Annotated in this window: 14 protein-coding genes and 1 riboswitch; of the genes, 9 read left to right on the top strand and 5 right to left on the bottom strand. The window is 29.2% G+C overall.

Going from position 1 to position 15,369, the window contains the following annotated elements:
- Nucleotides 1–107 precede the first annotated feature (107 nt).
- A riboswitch (M-box (ykoK) riboswitch) is annotated at nucleotides 108–273 on the bottom strand.
- A 96-nt stretch (nucleotides 274–369) separates the two neighbouring features.
- Complete coding sequence (locus EG57_RS0222055) at nucleotides 370–1,608, bottom strand: aspartate aminotransferase family protein (protein WP_032079256.1); 1,239 nt, start codon at nucleotides 1,606–1,608, stop codon at nucleotides 370–372.
- 697 nt (nucleotides 1,609–2,305) lie between these two features.
- Here EG57_RS0222055 and EG57_RS0222050 point away from each other — a divergent pair.
- The 5 genes from EG57_RS0222050 to EG57_RS0222030 all read left to right on the top strand — a co-directional run bounded on the left by EG57_RS0222050 (nucleotide 2,306) and on the right by EG57_RS0222030 (nucleotide 6,377).
- Complete coding sequence (locus EG57_RS0222050; RefSeq protein WP_032079255.1) at nucleotides 2,306–3,169, top strand: LysR family transcriptional regulator; 864 nt, start codon at nucleotides 2,306–2,308, stop codon at nucleotides 3,167–3,169.
- 173 nt (nucleotides 3,170–3,342) lie between these two features.
- Complete coding sequence (locus EG57_RS0222045; RefSeq protein WP_032079254.1) at nucleotides 3,343–4,218, top strand: substrate-binding periplasmic protein; 876 nt, start codon at nucleotides 3,343–3,345, stop codon at nucleotides 4,216–4,218.
- 169 nt (nucleotides 4,219–4,387) lie between these two features.
- Complete coding sequence (locus EG57_RS0222040) at nucleotides 4,388–5,035, top strand: amino acid ABC transporter permease (protein ID WP_032079277.1); 648 nt, start codon at nucleotides 4,388–4,390, stop codon at nucleotides 5,033–5,035.
- Nucleotides 5,032–5,793 carry an amino acid ABC transporter ATP-binding protein gene (locus EG57_RS0222035; RefSeq protein WP_032079253.1) on the top strand — a complete coding sequence of 254 codons (762 nt, stop codon included), beginning with the start codon at nucleotides 5,032–5,034 and terminating at the stop codon, nucleotides 5,791–5,793. Before EG57_RS0222040 ends, EG57_RS0222035 begins: the two co-directional genes overlap by 4 nt.
- The gene (locus tag EG57_RS0222030) at nucleotides 5,775–6,377 is read left to right on the top strand and encodes a cytidylate kinase-like family protein (RefSeq protein ID WP_032079252.1); all 603 of its coding nucleotides are present in this window, start codon (nucleotides 5,775–5,777) and stop codon (nucleotides 6,375–6,377) included. The genes EG57_RS0222035 and EG57_RS0222030 overlap by 19 nt, the downstream gene beginning before the upstream one ends.
- Before the next feature lie 130 nt (nucleotides 6,378–6,507).
- Here the strand turns inward: EG57_RS0222030 and EG57_RS0222025 are convergent, their stop codons facing one another.
- Both EG57_RS0222025 and EG57_RS26070 read right to left on the bottom strand, forming a co-directional pair.
- Complete coding sequence (locus EG57_RS0222025; protein WP_032079251.1) at nucleotides 6,508–7,707, bottom strand: FprA family A-type flavoprotein; 1,200 nt, start codon at nucleotides 7,705–7,707, stop codon at nucleotides 6,508–6,510.
- A 38-nt stretch (nucleotides 7,708–7,745) separates the two neighbouring features.
- A complete protein-coding gene (locus tag EG57_RS26070) occupies nucleotides 7,746–9,650 on the bottom strand; it encodes an acyl-CoA dehydrogenase family protein (protein WP_084572298.1) in 1,905 nt (634 codons plus the stop codon).
- Nucleotides 9,651–10,218: 568 nt separating this feature from the next.
- Here EG57_RS26070 and EG57_RS0222015 point away from each other — a divergent pair.
- The 4 genes from EG57_RS0222015 (at nucleotide 10,219) to EG57_RS0222000 (ending at nucleotide 13,117) form a co-directional block, all read left to right on the top strand.
- Nucleotides 10,219–10,689, top strand: coding sequence for a metallophosphoesterase family protein (locus EG57_RS0222015; protein WP_032079250.1), 471 nt, complete (start codon nucleotides 10,219–10,221; stop codon nucleotides 10,687–10,689).
- 141 nt (nucleotides 10,690–10,830) lie between these two features.
- Entirely contained in the window at nucleotides 10,831–11,481 is a 651-nt protein-coding gene (locus EG57_RS0222010; RefSeq protein ID WP_032079249.1) for a chloramphenicol acetyltransferase, read from the top strand.
- An 84-nt stretch (nucleotides 11,482–11,565) separates the two neighbouring features.
- Complete coding sequence (locus EG57_RS0222005) at nucleotides 11,566–12,192, top strand: ankyrin repeat domain-containing protein (protein ID WP_052038049.1); 627 nt, start codon at nucleotides 11,566–11,568, stop codon at nucleotides 12,190–12,192.
- Between the two features lie 127 nt (nucleotides 12,193–12,319).
- Nucleotides 12,320–13,117 (top strand): hypothetical protein, encoded by a 798-nt coding sequence (locus tag EG57_RS0222000; RefSeq protein ID WP_032079248.1) that lies wholly within the window; start codon nucleotides 12,320–12,322, stop codon nucleotides 13,115–13,117.
- Nucleotides 13,118–13,357: 240 nt separating this feature from the next.
- On the opposite strand, the gene EG57_RS0221995 is transcribed toward EG57_RS0222000, so the two are convergent.
- Together EG57_RS0221995 and EG57_RS0221990 are read right to left on the bottom strand one after the other, a co-directional pair.
- Entirely contained in the window at nucleotides 13,358–14,710 is a 1,353-nt protein-coding gene (locus EG57_RS0221995) for a DUF6179 domain-containing protein (protein WP_032079247.1), read from the bottom strand.
- A gap of 6 nt (nucleotides 14,711–14,716) precedes the next feature.
- Nucleotides 14,717–15,184 carry a DUF6323 family protein gene (locus EG57_RS0221990; RefSeq protein ID WP_032079246.1) on the bottom strand — a complete coding sequence of 156 codons (468 nt, stop codon included), beginning with the start codon at nucleotides 15,182–15,184 and terminating at the stop codon, nucleotides 14,717–14,719.
- Nucleotides 15,185–15,369: the final 185 nt, after the last annotated feature.

The following is a 15,369-nucleotide window of genomic DNA, read 5'->3' as shown; positions in this document are numbered from 1 at the left end:
CTTCATGTCATAATTTTCATAAAAAATATAAAACTTCTATACAAAATAAAAGAGCCTTAAAAAAAGGCTCTCAAAAAAAACTCTGAAGACGAATAAACGAATATTCTTATAAACATCCTTCGTTGAGTTTTAGCACTATATAGCTTTGAGTTAAACTCAGCTACATTAAGTAAAACCTTAATTCGGTAATACCTGTTGACCCATTGGCATCTCTCGATATTTTTGGGCAGTAGCATGTATCTAATATAGGAGCCTCACCTAACAATTCATATTTAATTTTATTTGAACTTTTGTACCCTTGTAAGTATAAGTTTTTCAACTTAATTTGTCAATAAAAAACTAGTAATAAAAATCTATTGAATATTTTTTCTAAACTACATTTTTAAGTTGAAGTGTTCTGTATGCTGCTTCTACAGATGCTTTCAAAATTTCATATGCTTTATCACAGTGTTCTTTAGTTGCAATAAGTGGTGGAACCATACGAATTACAGAATCTCCAATTAAAGTAACCAACATCTTTCTATCTAAACATCCATGTTTTATATCTTTACCTACAGGTTCATCAAATTCAACACCTACAAGTAGTCCTTTACCACGAACATCTTTAATATATGGAAGTGTCTTTAATTTATCCATAAAGTAGTTACCTATTTTTTTAGCATTTTGTGCCAAATGCTTATCTAACAGCTCATTGATTTGAGCAAGTGAAGCTGAACAACATACTGGATTACCACCATAAGTTGTTCCATGAGATCCTATAGTAAAAGCCTTAGCCACTTCCTTAGTTGCACAAATAGCTGAAATTGGCATTCCTCCACCCATAGCTTTTGCCATAGAAACTATATCCGGTTTTACACCATAATCCATATATGCCATAATACTACCTGTTCTACACCATCCTGTTTGAACTTCATCTAATAAAAGCAGCAAACCTTTCTCATCACAAAGAGCTTTAATACCATCCATAAATTCTTGAGTAGCTGGAATAACTCCACCTTCACCCTGAACTGGTTCAATCATAATTGCAATAGTATCTTCTGTCACTAATGCTTTAAAGGATTCCAAATCATTAAAGTCCGCATATGAGAACCCTGGAAGCATTGGCTTAAGTCCAATTTGGCAAGCATTATCAGGTTGTCCTGTAGCTGTTAAGGCACCATAGGTTCTTCCGTGAAAGCTGTTTTTTGCTGTTATAATATGGTATTTGTTTTTACCATACTTCTCTACCCCATATTTTCTAGCCATTTTAATCATTGCTTCATTAGCTTCTGTTCCTGAATTTTGATAAAATATTTTATCCATACCAATAGTTTTACAAATTTTTTCTGCTAAAAGTGCTTGAGGAACAGTATATGGATAATTGAAGGTGTGGATTACATCTTCAACTTGTTCTTTTATTGCAGCAACAACTTTTTCATTACAGTTTCCTGCACTATTTACAGCAATACCACCATAGAAATCAAGATATTTTTCTCCTTTAGCATTATAAAGATACATACCCTTTGCACGTTCACAAACAAAATCATAACGTTCATACGTATCAATCATATATTTTTTTACTAATGCCTTTACATCCTTTTCAGTTAAATTCTTATCTTTTAATTTCATATTCATACTCCCCTTTATCTATAAATTTTCTTAATTTAAAAATTTTTGCAATTACATTGATGAAATGTTCTATACATGTTTTAATAATATTTATCAAAACATTTTTGTCATAAAAAATTCATTTTGAATATAATTATGGTTCATAATAACAATTTTCTAATAATTCATTTTAGCAATTCATCCATAAGACTTAATATTCTGAACCTTTTTCATTTTGTTTTATATCATAGCAGTTTTATTAAATAGGGATAGTCTCTTCTTTAACTGTATTTACTATGATTAACCACCTCCTAGTTTGCAGTAATTGTAAAATTTAATAGACTGCCTCCTTAATCAAAGTAACTGCTGATAATTCAATTATGATGTTCATCAAAAGCTATAGCTTTACACTTCATTTATCATTTTTACAAAATTATCCTATGTGAACTTTTTTTCAATATTTGTATTTTTAATTCGTTTTGACTATAATAATACATATTCTTAAAATAGTAAAATTACATTTTTGCATTTTAGACATTACATTTTATCATGCCTAAATATCATATATACGTTTTCAATGTGTAAAATCAACATTCCGTGGAAGCTTGAAATTACAAGCTTAATTTATATTCAGTTATATATTTTCATGACTATATCACATACAAATTAAATTTCTAAGTTAGATATTCGATACTTAGCCTTAAGGAGGAGATGTAAAATGGATTTAAAAAAATACGAACTTTTTTCTGATGTAGCTGATAGTGGTAATTTCACAATAAGTGGTAATAAACTTGGTTATACCCAATCTGGAGTTAGCCACATAATAAAGGGATTGGAAAATGAATTTGGTTTTTCTTTGTTTGTACGAACAAGACGGGGAGTATCCCTTACTGATAACGGTAAAACAATTCTTCCGCTTATAAGACAGCTTTTAGCAAATAACTCTCATTTGGAACAAACTATAAATGCGATAAATGGTCTAGTTACAGGTTCCATCACCATTGGTACGTATTCAAGCATTGCTATAAACTGGCTTCCAAAAATCATATATGAATTTCAAAAAGATTTTTCAAGCATTAATATAAATATAAGAGAAGGTGGTATTGATGAAATAGAATCCTGGATCGAAAACAATACCGTAGATTTTGGTTTTTGCAGTAAGAGAAATTCTCAAGAATTTGACTGGATCCCCATAAAAGATGATCCACTTATGGCAATTTTGCCAAAAGATTTTCCAATTCCCAAAAACGGTATTTATGAAATTTCTGATTTCCAAAATCAATCTTTTATAATCCATGGGTTAGGTATCGATTATGATATACATCTAGCATTAAGGAAATCAAAGGTAACACCATGTATACACTTTTCTTCAACAGATGATCATACCATTATTTCCATGGTTGCAAATCATCTTGGCATCAGCATACTTCCAAATTTAATTGTAAAAGATTGGTCTGACTTAATTACTTCATTGCCACTTGAACCATATACATTTCGAAGTTTAGGTATTGGAGTAAAATCTTTAAAATATCTTTCCCCTGCTTCAAAAAAATTTATTGAATATGCAAAGAATTTATTGTAAACATTTTAACATATTGAAAATAAAGAATAATACGATAATTAACACATTGATAAAAACAAATTATATAATTAACAAAAACTCAAAAATATATATTATTTATTGACAAACTGTTAAACAGATGCTATTCTGTATACAATAAATCACTGATTACTAAATTTTTGGGGGGATCATACATGAAAAGATTATTAACAAAAAAGATATTTTCCACATTAACAATCTTAACTCTTATTGTATTGCTAGCTGGATGCGGCAACAGCTCTTCAAAACAGGAAACAACTTCTACGCAAACTACTATTAGTGCCGATAAACTTCAAGGGGCTTTGAAAGATTACACGTTTAAAATAGGAACTTCTGGTACTTATGCTCCATTTTCTTATTATGATAAAGATGGAAAAACTTTAATAGGATTTGATATGGATTTTCTTAAGGAATTACAAAAAATTTTAGGCTTTAAAATCGAAGGCGACAAATTACAAGCTATGGACTATAGTCCATTAACTACATCCGTTGCTGAAGGTAAACTAGATTTTGTTGTAGCTGCTCTTTGTGCAACAGATAAAAGAAAGAAAGTAATGAATTTCACTGATACTTATTATAACGCAGGATTAACAGTAATTACTAATAAAAATACTAGTCCAAAAGAAATAACTGGAATTGACAGTATTAAAGGTGGTAAATACAAGGTCGCTGTAGAAAAAGGAACTGCCAGCAATTTATATTTGGCCGCTGCCAATGTACCTCAAAATAGTCTTCAAATACATGACTCTATTACAACAGCTCTTCAATCACTTGAAGATGGAAAGGTAGATGCTGTAGTTCATGATGCTCCTGGTACTGCATACTATATATCAACTAAAAAGGATACAAAACTTCAAATGGTTGGAAAATGGTTTGCACAGGATCAATCACAATATGCAGTTGCAGTTTCATTTAAAGCTGCTAAAAGCAATCCTCAACTAATGAGTATTTTAAATACAGCAGTTAAAAAATTACGTGATGATGGTACAATAACAAAACTTGAAGATAAGTGGTGTAAAGCTGCTAAATAAAGATAAATCATAAATTTTATACAAGCAGCTTCCCTTGATTATTCAGATTATTGCAATAAATGCAAATCATTAGTAAAATGCGAATTAATCAAGGGAAGCTTTCAATATTTATTTTTCTATGGTTATAACTAGTATTGTAGCAGACTTTGTGCTAGGAAAGGATGATATTATGGATTTAGGTTTTTTAAAAGTTCTTATGCCCATGCTTTTGGAAGGACTAAAAATAACATTAGAAGTTTCATTATTCGGAATCTTTTTTGGATTTTTAATAGGATGTTTATCTGGCTTTGCACTTCAATGCAAAAATAAAATTGTAAAAATTATTGCCAATATTTATTTATGGATTATTCGCGGAACACCACTAATTGTTCAAGCATTATATGTATACTTTGTCATACCAAAAATTACTGGATATGATATTCAAAGCAATGCTGCAGGAATTATAGTTATATCTTTAAATTCAGGTGCATTTATTGCTGAAATAGTGCGTGGCTCTTTAGAAGGAATTGATCTAGGTCAAAAAGAAGCAGGAGTGTCCCTTGGTCTAACACCTTTTCAAACTCTATGGCATGTAGTCATTCCCCCTGCTTTTAAATCAATGTTACCAGCCCTATTCAATCAATTTATCATTACAGTTAAGGATACAGCAATACTTTCTGTAATAGTAGTAAACGAAATAACAAAACAAATTCAAAATTATGCTGCAGTTACCTTTGATACCATACAAGCTTATAGTGCAGGCGCAGTATTCTATCTGGTGATAATCTCAATTCTCATCATTATTCAAAAACAAATCGAAAGAAGGGTTAAAGCATGAAAAGTTTGATAAAAATTGAAAATTTGTCTAAAAACTTTGGTGATCTGGAAGTGCTTAAGGATATTAATGTTGATGTTACCGAAGGTGAAGTCATATGTATAATTGGACCTTCTGGTTCAGGTAAAAGTACTTTACTTCGTTGTATTAATCAATTGGAACTTCAATCTGGTGGAACTATATATTATGAAGATAAAGATGTTTGTACTCAAAAACATGATTTACGAAAATATCGAGAAGAAGTTGGTATGGTATTTCAAAGATTCAATTTATTCCCTATGAAAACTGTACTAAAAAATATTACTCTTGCACCAATTTTAACTAAAAAGAAATCAAAGGATAATGCTGAAAAGAAGGCACTGGAACTCCTAGAAAAAGTGGGTTTAGCTTCAAAGGCAAATGTAATGCCTACCACATTATCTGGTGGTCAGCAACAGCGTGTTGCCATAGCTAGAGCATTGGCAATGGAACCTAGAGCTTTGCTTTTCGATGAACCTACATCTGCATTGGACCCTGAACTTGTTGGAGATGTTCTTGAAGTAATGCGTGATCTTGCAAAAGAAGGCATGACTATGATAGTAGTAACCCATGAAATGCAATTTGCTAGGGAAGTTTCAGATAGAGTAATTTTTATGGCAGATGGGTATATTGTTGAAGAAGGAAAGCCAGAAGAAATCTTTACAAATCCAAAAAATCAACGTACAAGAACATTCCTTGCAAGAATAGTTGGAGATGATAATATATGCAAAAGTATTGTGTAACGATCAATAGACAATTTGGAAGTTTAGGAAGGCCAATTGCAAGAGAACTTTCTACAATACTTGGCATAGAGTATTATGATAGAGATATAGTGGAAACCACTTCACAAAAGTTAAATCTGCCAGTCTCCACCATTAGTGATCATGAAGAAACAAGCTATACATCAAATTTTTTTAATATGCTGTTTCCCTTGGGAGATAGTTCACTTGATAAACAAAATAAGATATTTGATACTCAGCGAAAGATAATATCAAATTTAGCTGACAAAGAATCATGCATCATTGTGGGCAGGTGTTCAGACTTCATTCTTAAAGATTATAAAGACTGCTTAAATGTATTCATATATGCTCCTAAGGAGTCTCGTTTTAATAACTGCGTAAACATATTAAAAATGAACCCAGGAGAAGCAGTTCGTATGATTGCAGAGGTTGATACGGCAAGAGAAAATTATTATAGACATTATGCTGGATATTCTTTTGAAGATATTGAACATAAACATATAATAATTGATAGTAGTTTGTTTGGAGTTAAAGGTACTGCAGAAATTTTATATAAGATAATAAAGAAAAGATTTAAGCTATCTTAAGAATAAATTTTAATAACATATTTTTTATGTTAATTCTTTGTAAAAATATTTAAAGAAATAAAAAAGCTGTGAAATTATAGGGCTATATCTATAATTTCACAGTTTTTTAATTAAAATAATGGAACAAATTTTACTTCATTGACTCTATAATGCTATCAGCAAGTCCATCCATAGAATCTACATCTTTTTCTTTCAATGCCGAATTCACTGTCATCTCACCATCTAAAATAGTCATGTCTTTCATTTCATCTAAAAGTTCATGCATTAATTTAGCAGATTGAGGCGCCCAAGTACCATTTTCTATAAGAGCAAAAGTACGTTTTTGAAGATTTAATGCTTTCATATCCATTATATAATTAAGCATTGGTGGATAAATCTTTAAGTTATAAGTTACAGAAGCAAGTACTACATGACTATATTTAAAGGTTTCAGAAATCAAATAAGATACATGAGTTTTTGAAACATCATACATAACTACATTAGTCATTCCTTTTTCCACTAGTCTAGTTGCTAAATCTGTGGCAGCTGCTTCTGTATTTCCATACATTGTTCCATAGACGATCATTACACCCTTTTCTTCTGGTTCATAACGACTCCATTTATCGTACTTGCCTAAAAAGTATCCAAGATCATTACGCCATACTGGACCATGTAACGGGCAAATAGTTTTAATTTCAATACTGCTGGCTTTTTTCAAAAGAGCTTGAACTTGAGGACCGTACTTTCCTACAATGTTTGTATAATATCTTCTGGCATCATCAATCCAATCACGGTCAAAATTCATTTCATCATTAAACAATTTACCATCTAAAGCACCAAAGGAACCAAATGCATCAGCTGAAAATAGCACACCATTTGTAGTATCATAAGTTACCATAGCTTCTGGCCAATGTACCATTGGAGCAGACACAAATACAACATTGTGTTTTCCAAAGGACATAGTATCTCCTTCTTTAACTTGTATCACATTATCATCTATATCAAAATCAAACTGATGCATAAACATGAATGCTTTTTCAGTGCATATTATCTTTACATCTGGATAACGAAGAACAATTTCTTCAATACATGCTGCATGATCTGGCTCCATATGATTAATTACCATATAATCCAAAGTTCTATTTCCTAAAACTCCTTTAATATTTTCAATAAACTGTCTACATATTGACCAGTCAGCTGTATCAAAAAGTACTGTTTTCTCATCTAAAAGTACATATGAATTATAAGAAACACCTCTTGGAATTGGATGAACATTTTCAAATAAGGCAAGACGATGATCATTGCCTCCAACCCAATAAAGATCTTCAGTTATTTTTCTAACACAATACATTAATTAATCCTCCTTTAAAATAAAACATATCATCTATATTAAACTTCTATAAAAGCATTTTTTTCTTCACCGCAAGCAGGACAAGTCCATTCTTCAGGTATATTTTCAAACAAGGTTCCAGGGACTATTTCTCCTTCTGGATCACCAATGCTAGGATCATATTCATAACCGCATCCATTACATACATAATGCTTCCAAGTTGGAACAACTTTCTTTGGAACATCTCTCTTCATCTTCTTCATTGGTGGAGCCTCTTTCTTTGCTTCTCCATTATCTAGAGCTGCAGTAAGAAGAGGTAATATCTCCATTAAATCTCCAACAATACCGTAATCTGCATTCTTGAAAATTTTTGCATTAGCATCTATATTTATAGCAACAATGGTACTAGCATCTTTTATGCCTTTTAAGTGCTGACTTGCACCAGAAATTCCACAAGCAATGTAAAGATTTCCCTTGAATTTTTGGCCAGACATTCCTACATAACGATCCATTGGCACATATTTAAGAGTTTCAGCTACTGGACGTGAAGAACCTATAGCAGCACCTGCCTGAACTGCAAAATCTTCTATGAGTTTCATGTTTTCTCTTTCACCTATACCTCTACCTGCACTAACTACTCTTTCTGCCTTACTAATAGGAGTATCTGTAGGAATTCCAATTGTAAAATCATAACCATCCTTCTTAAGAACTTCCACAAGAGCACTTACTTTTTCTTCAGCAGTCCCATCTTTGTAAATAATTTTCTTACGATAACCTGTACCAGATTCATGTGGGACTCTAGCCGTGTGATCGCTTTTGGGTATTTTACCAAGAATACTGGCTGCAATAACTACACGTTGAATTTCATTAGTTCCTTCATATATTGTACAAATCTTAGCATCTCTATAAGCACGTTCAACTTCCATACCCTTAAGATAACCACTTCCTCCAAATATCTGAAGAGCATCATTTACAATTTCAAGACAAACATCTGAAGCATACTGTTTTGCCATAGCAGATTCCATGCTGTAGTGCTCATGATTTTCCTTTAATTCTGCTGCACTGTAAATAAGTAACCTAGCTGATCTGAGCTTTGTAGCCATGTCTGCTAATTTAAAAGCAACAGCTTGTTGTCTACAAATAGGTTTACCAAATTGAATTCTTTCTTTTGAATATTCTAATGCATTTTCATAAGCTCCTTGAGCTATACCAAGAGCTTGCGCTGCTATACCAATACGACCACCATCTAAGGTTGACATGGCAATCTTGAAGCCATCCCCCTCTTTTCCTAATAGGTTTTCCTTAGGAACCTTAACATTATTGAAAATAAGTTCTGCCGTTACAGAAGAACGAATACCCATCTTATCATAATGTTGCCCAAAACTAAAACCTTCCCAGCCTTTCTCTACAATAAATGCACTGATTCCATGTGTCCCTATATTAGGAGTAGTAACTGCAAAAATTATATAAGTATCAGCTTCGCCTCCATTGGTTATAAATATCTTTTCTCCATTTAGAATATAGTAATCACCTTCTAAAACAGCAGTAGTTTCAGTACCACCAGCATCACTACCAGCATTTTCTTCAGTAAGCCCAAATGCACCAAGCTTTTCTCCCTTTGCCAGTGGAATTAAATATTTTTGCTTCTGATCTTCTGTTCCATAAGCAGAAATTGGATATGTGCCTAAAGATGTATGTGCAGAAAGAATTACACCTGTACCACCATCTACTCTTGATAGTTCCTCAACAGCAATGGCATAGCTGATTACATCTAAACCTGCTCCACCATACTCTTTTACATATGGAATTCCAAGTGTTCCCATATCAGCTAACTTTTTAATTACTTCTGAAGGAAATTTATTTTCCTGATCTAATGCAAATGCAATAGGCTTAACTTCCTCTTCAGCAAATTGCCTAATTTTTGTTCTCAAATTTTCATGCTGCTCTGTAGTTTTAAAAAACATAAATATACCTCCCCAAAATCAAAACATTTTCATGAATGTCTCCCTTATAATGAACTGTATCAATGAAAGCTTCTTAAATTCAGGTGACTCCTTTAATTCCCTCCTCTTAAAAGTCATCTAACAAATATATTCGCTATCTCAAAATATTTCGAGCAATATTTAACAAGTAATTTTTATTATTTACTTTTAATATTTATATAATTTATTATACTACTTGATAATAATTATTACAACCCATTTTAAAATTTTTTTGGAATAATAACCAATAAATAAATCATCTGGATTATAATAGTTTATTTTCTAATCTTTTGTTTTCATGACTTAAATGAATTTTTTCAATAAAAAAATTTTAAATTTCTAATTAAATGAGATATTAAAAATACACATTTATAATTTTCTAACATTTTGCTAGCTATTCAATATAAACATAAATGTAGTATAATATTTTAAAATGTAAAATCTTCTAAATATATATTTTTGAAGTTAATATAAAAATTTAACTTTCTTAATAATGTAAAACATATGAAGCCAACAAAAAATTAATATAATGCACTAAGGAGAGATTTTTATGAAGAAATATAAAATTGGAGTAATTTCTGATACCCACGGTCTTTTAAGAGAAGAAGTTCTAGAAATTCTAAAAGGATGTGATTTAATTATACATGCTGGTGATGTAGTAGATCCCAACATATTAAAGAAACTGAAGAAAATTGCTCCTATCACTGCCGTACGAGGTAATTGTGACAAAAGTAATTTTGCATATGAATTAAACAAAACAGAAATAGTAGAAGTGGGAAATAGACTAATATATGTACTTCATGATATTGAAATGCTAGATATAGATTTACAAGCAGCAGGTATTGATGTTGTTATAAGTGGTCATTCTCACAAACCAGTAAAAGTAAAACACAATAATGTATTATTTTTAAATCCAGGAAGCGCTGGTCCTAAAAGATTCAATTTACCTATAAGTATGGCAATATTAAATATAGATAACGATAACATAGATTCAGAGCTAATTACTATAAGTTCCATGTAAAATCAAAATGAATCACTTGATTTTAATTTTGTCTTAACATGATCACCCTCCTAATGATCAAATTTTACATATAACATATTGTATTGATATAATTATTATATATGTAGAAACTAATATTTTATATTAAGGAGGAATTAATTTATGTTTCATATAGTTGATTTTGAAAAATGGGAAAGAAAAGATCACTTTAAGTACTACACTGAACAAATTAAGTGTGGTTATAGTATAACTTCAAATCTTGATGTTACTTTGTTTAAAGAATCATTAAAAAAGAATAATCTAAAATTTTACCCTTCATTTATATATTGTGTTACTTATAACATAAACTTAATGCCAGAATTTCGCATTAGATTTAGAGAAAATAATCAGTTAATTGTATATGATATTGTCCATCCAAGCTATACCATTTTTCATGAAGATGATCATACCTTCTCAGATATTTGGTCAGAATATACAGATGATTTTTATAAATTTTATGATAATTATAAAAATGATATTGAAAAATATTCAAATGTTAAAGGCATAAAAATTAAACCAAATCAACCTGAAAACTTTTATTGTATATCATGTGTACCATGGTTAAATTTTACGGGATATTCCACATATAGTAATGGTTCTACTCCATCACTAATGCCAATTATAACATACGGAAAATATCATAAAGAAAATGAAAAATGGTTAATGCCTTTTACAGTTACAATATCACATGCAGCAGCTGATGGATACCATGTGAGCAAGTTGATTAACAATATCCAAGCAACAATAGATAAATTTAATACTGAACAAACATAATTAAGTTAAAATATTACTATACAAGTTTACAAATACTAATTTTTTATGTATTGTAAATTATTTTATTTTTAGGAGGTAATCGATTTGGGTATATTAAGCAATATATTTTCTTTAAACAACAAATCAATTTATTCATCTATCAGAAAAGGAAACATAGATGAAATAAGGAATTACATAAATGAATCCAACAATTATAATTCCGATTTTCAACTTCAAAGTATACTTCACTATGCCATTGATAACTGTGAAAATAATTATTTTGAAACAATTATATTATTAATAAATAGCGGCATTGATATCAACAGCCATCATAGCAAATTTTTAGAAACTCCTCTTCATAGACTTTGTGCAAGAGCAACCCCTCATATTGATATAATAACTATACTATTACAAAAAGATGCTGAAGTTAATGCTGTCAATATATCTGGTAAAACTCCTGTATTTTACTGCAATTTTAGTTATTCTGTAGAATTATTGAATCTTCTTACAAAATATGGAGCCGATATAAACATAAAAGATAAGTATCAAAATACACTTCTTCATGATGACTATGTAAGTTGCCTTGATGAACATTTTGAAGAATTTTTAAAAACATTATTAAATTTGGGTTTTGATATAAATTCAAGAAATCATTTAGGTTTAACACCACTAGCTCTTTGTAAAAATGAAAAAATCGAGAACATCTTAGTAAAATACGGTGCATTTAAATAATCTTAATTTTAAATATTAAATAGTGTAGCTGTGATATTAAAAAATATGTTTTTTTACCCTAATGTCATATTTAAAAATTAGTAAGAATATTATATGGTGAAAGCTCTACATTTCCGGGGGTTGTAAAATGCCAGGAAGTATTAAAAAAATATTAGAAAGTGTTTTAAGTAAAGGAATTTATGACATTATTAAGTATTTAATCTTCATAGTGCTCACTGGAATAACAGGGTTAGCGACGCATATTGTTGTTTCTAACATTGATTATTTGGTACCTTATTCAATCATGATAGCCATTATTACTGCAGCAACTGTGGGGTTGTTTGGATTATTTCTATATAAAAAATACAGTCCTATATATAATGTATATACTAAAACCGACTTTAAATATATATTTTTAGAAAAAGAATGTTCTTATGAATATATAGATATGCACCACATAATATACCAAAAGCAGATTAAGATTAAAGTCCTATGTAAAAGCATTGATAGATACTATGATAAATATAATTGGACTGGCAGCGATAAAACTAAGATTAGTAGTGCTAATAAAGATCATACAATTATATTGACAACCAAACGAGACTCTTTTCAACAATTTGAAGTTCATTTTGGCAAAATCTATAAGAAAGGTGATATAATAAACCTTCATTTAACTTTTGAATTACGAGACAATGAAAATAAAGCTAACCCAGTTATATCTTCAACTATAGTAGAACCAACAAAATATCTTAGATTAAGAATTAAAATATCCAAAAACTATAGAGAAGGTTCTGCAAATGCTGAAATATTTCCAATTATAGATAGTCGTATTGCCTTAGATAAATATGAAAAAAGTTTTGATAATAATGGAGTAATAGATTGGGAAATATCAAATCCTCCAATGTTATTAGTCTATTCATTACGATGGAATATACCAAAATCATAATTTTTTTAAATTTATAGTTATATAGTAACATAAAATGTGGCAATACTATATTATGTACAAAAGTATATTTTAAATTTAAAAAACAAAGGGTGATTTTATATGCACGACTAACAATTGGGGAATATAAATAATTTCAAATTATATAAGAATTTATTTATATTCCCAATACTCACATTTTTTTATTATACAAATAGTTTATTTTGTTAGAATCATTTTGAAAAACTTCTATTCATTTACTATTTACAACTGTATTCTCTCCATAAGTTTTTTTATTTTATTTTGTTCTTTTTCACTTAATCCAGAAATGTACTTATTAAATTCACTATACCATTCCTTTTCATATTCATTTTCAAGACTTAGATCATATATATATCTTGATAAAAGAACTACTTCCATTTGAGATAAACTTTTAAAATACATAATATATTCATCTTCAAATAGACAGTCAGCACTTAATATATCGAATAAATCTTTCAAACTATTAATCTTATCTTTAATTAACTTTATTTTATCCTCCACTAAGGAACAATCTCTAATTTCTTCACTTAATTTTTTAAATTTAGAATCTGACATACTTTCACCATCATTATATTGAATCATTTCGTCCATACTATCTTCATCGAAGGATAAGAATATTGATTCTAATTTATTTATTCTTATCCTTTCGTTTATCAATAAAGCTGCTTTTAATGCAGACTTTTTCATATAAGCTACCAATGCCTCATTTTTAATACAGAAAATTTTGCAACATTTTTCTACACACTTTAATAATTCTAATTTTAATTCTTCTAAAGATAATTTTTCTAACTTATTTTTTATACATTTCCTATCTAAGCCAGTAATATTAAGACTATTTAGCTGTTTGCCACAAATAATCATTCCTATTGAATTAATGAACACCAATTCAAATATATTTATTAACAACAATTCACAGTTTTTGCTATAAGCTTTTAACAAGTTATTAATTTCACTAATATAAAATTTATGACAAAACTCATTTTCTAAACTTAAAGTCTCTAAATAATTATATATATATTCAATACCTGTATAGTTCATGTTATCAATGTAAAGCTGATAATCTATTGCCCCAGAACCTTCATGAGCTGCAAAAAAACTATTATATTCTTTAAAAAACAATGGAATTCCATAATCTATAGTATCATTATAGGAATAATTATCAACTTTAAGTTTATTTTTGCTAATTTGACATAATAGCTTCTTGCTATATAATACTTTTTCACTAATTAAATCCTGTCCTTTACTCAATATTTCGAATAAACAAGTATTTTTTATTTCTCTTATTACAAGATCCATATTATTAAAGCTCTTCAAATATATGCTTATAGTATAATCAATACATTTCAAGATGCTTTCAACTATCTCTACCCTAACTGAGCTGCTTTCATCCTTTGTGTAATATTTTAATTTCTCTTTCAAAAGCTCCATTCTTTCATAATATACTTTTTTTAAGTCGTTATCATTTAGTAATTTTTTCTTATAACAAATTGCTAAAATTTCTTTTAAAAAACTTTCTTCATCAACGTTCTCTCCTAAAAAATAACCATATTTTTCAATACTATTACTTTTACCCATAGTTCATCAATCCTTTTCATTATCAAGATTTGTATAATCTTTAAAACCATTTCTTATATTGTCAGCAATTTTATATAATACCCTTCCTTCTAAAAGTTCCAATGAGCCCTGACAATAATTATCAAATTTGTCCTCCATAATTTCTATTAACTCATCATCACTTATACAATCTAAAGTTTCATTTTTATAATTATAAAAAATTTCTACAAGTTCATTTATTGTATCACTGTAGTTATACTGAGATATATATGGTGAATCACAAAAAGCTTCAATAATTTTGCTTATAATTTGACCATTGAATTCTATTCTTCCACTTTTTTCAAGTGCTATATTTCTTGTGTTCATAATTTCTTTAACATCTTCACAAGAAAATTTTAATCCATATTCTTTTGTAAATTCGTTACACTGAATTATGTCACTAAAAACTTGCTTTTCTAATAATTCATTTTGAAATAAATCAATAGAATTTTTCATTTCCAAAACTTCCTTTCAAAAAAGTATTGACTTTTTGTTTTAAATATGATATGATTAAAATGATATACTATGTAATGTTCATTGTAGCATTTATATATTTTATTGTCAATATATCTTATTAAATTACAGAGATTTAGCACATAAATTCCAGTTAAAATTTTATTTTTACTGGAATTGTATTTTTT

The organism is Clostridium drakei (genome assembly GCF_000633595.2).
In the GTDB taxonomy this organism is placed as follows: domain Bacteria; phylum Bacillota; class Clostridia; order Clostridiales; family Clostridiaceae; genus Clostridium_AM; species Clostridium_AM drakei.
Note: the sequence above shows the minus strand (reverse complement) of the source record. Positions and strands in the feature narration are given on the sequence as shown.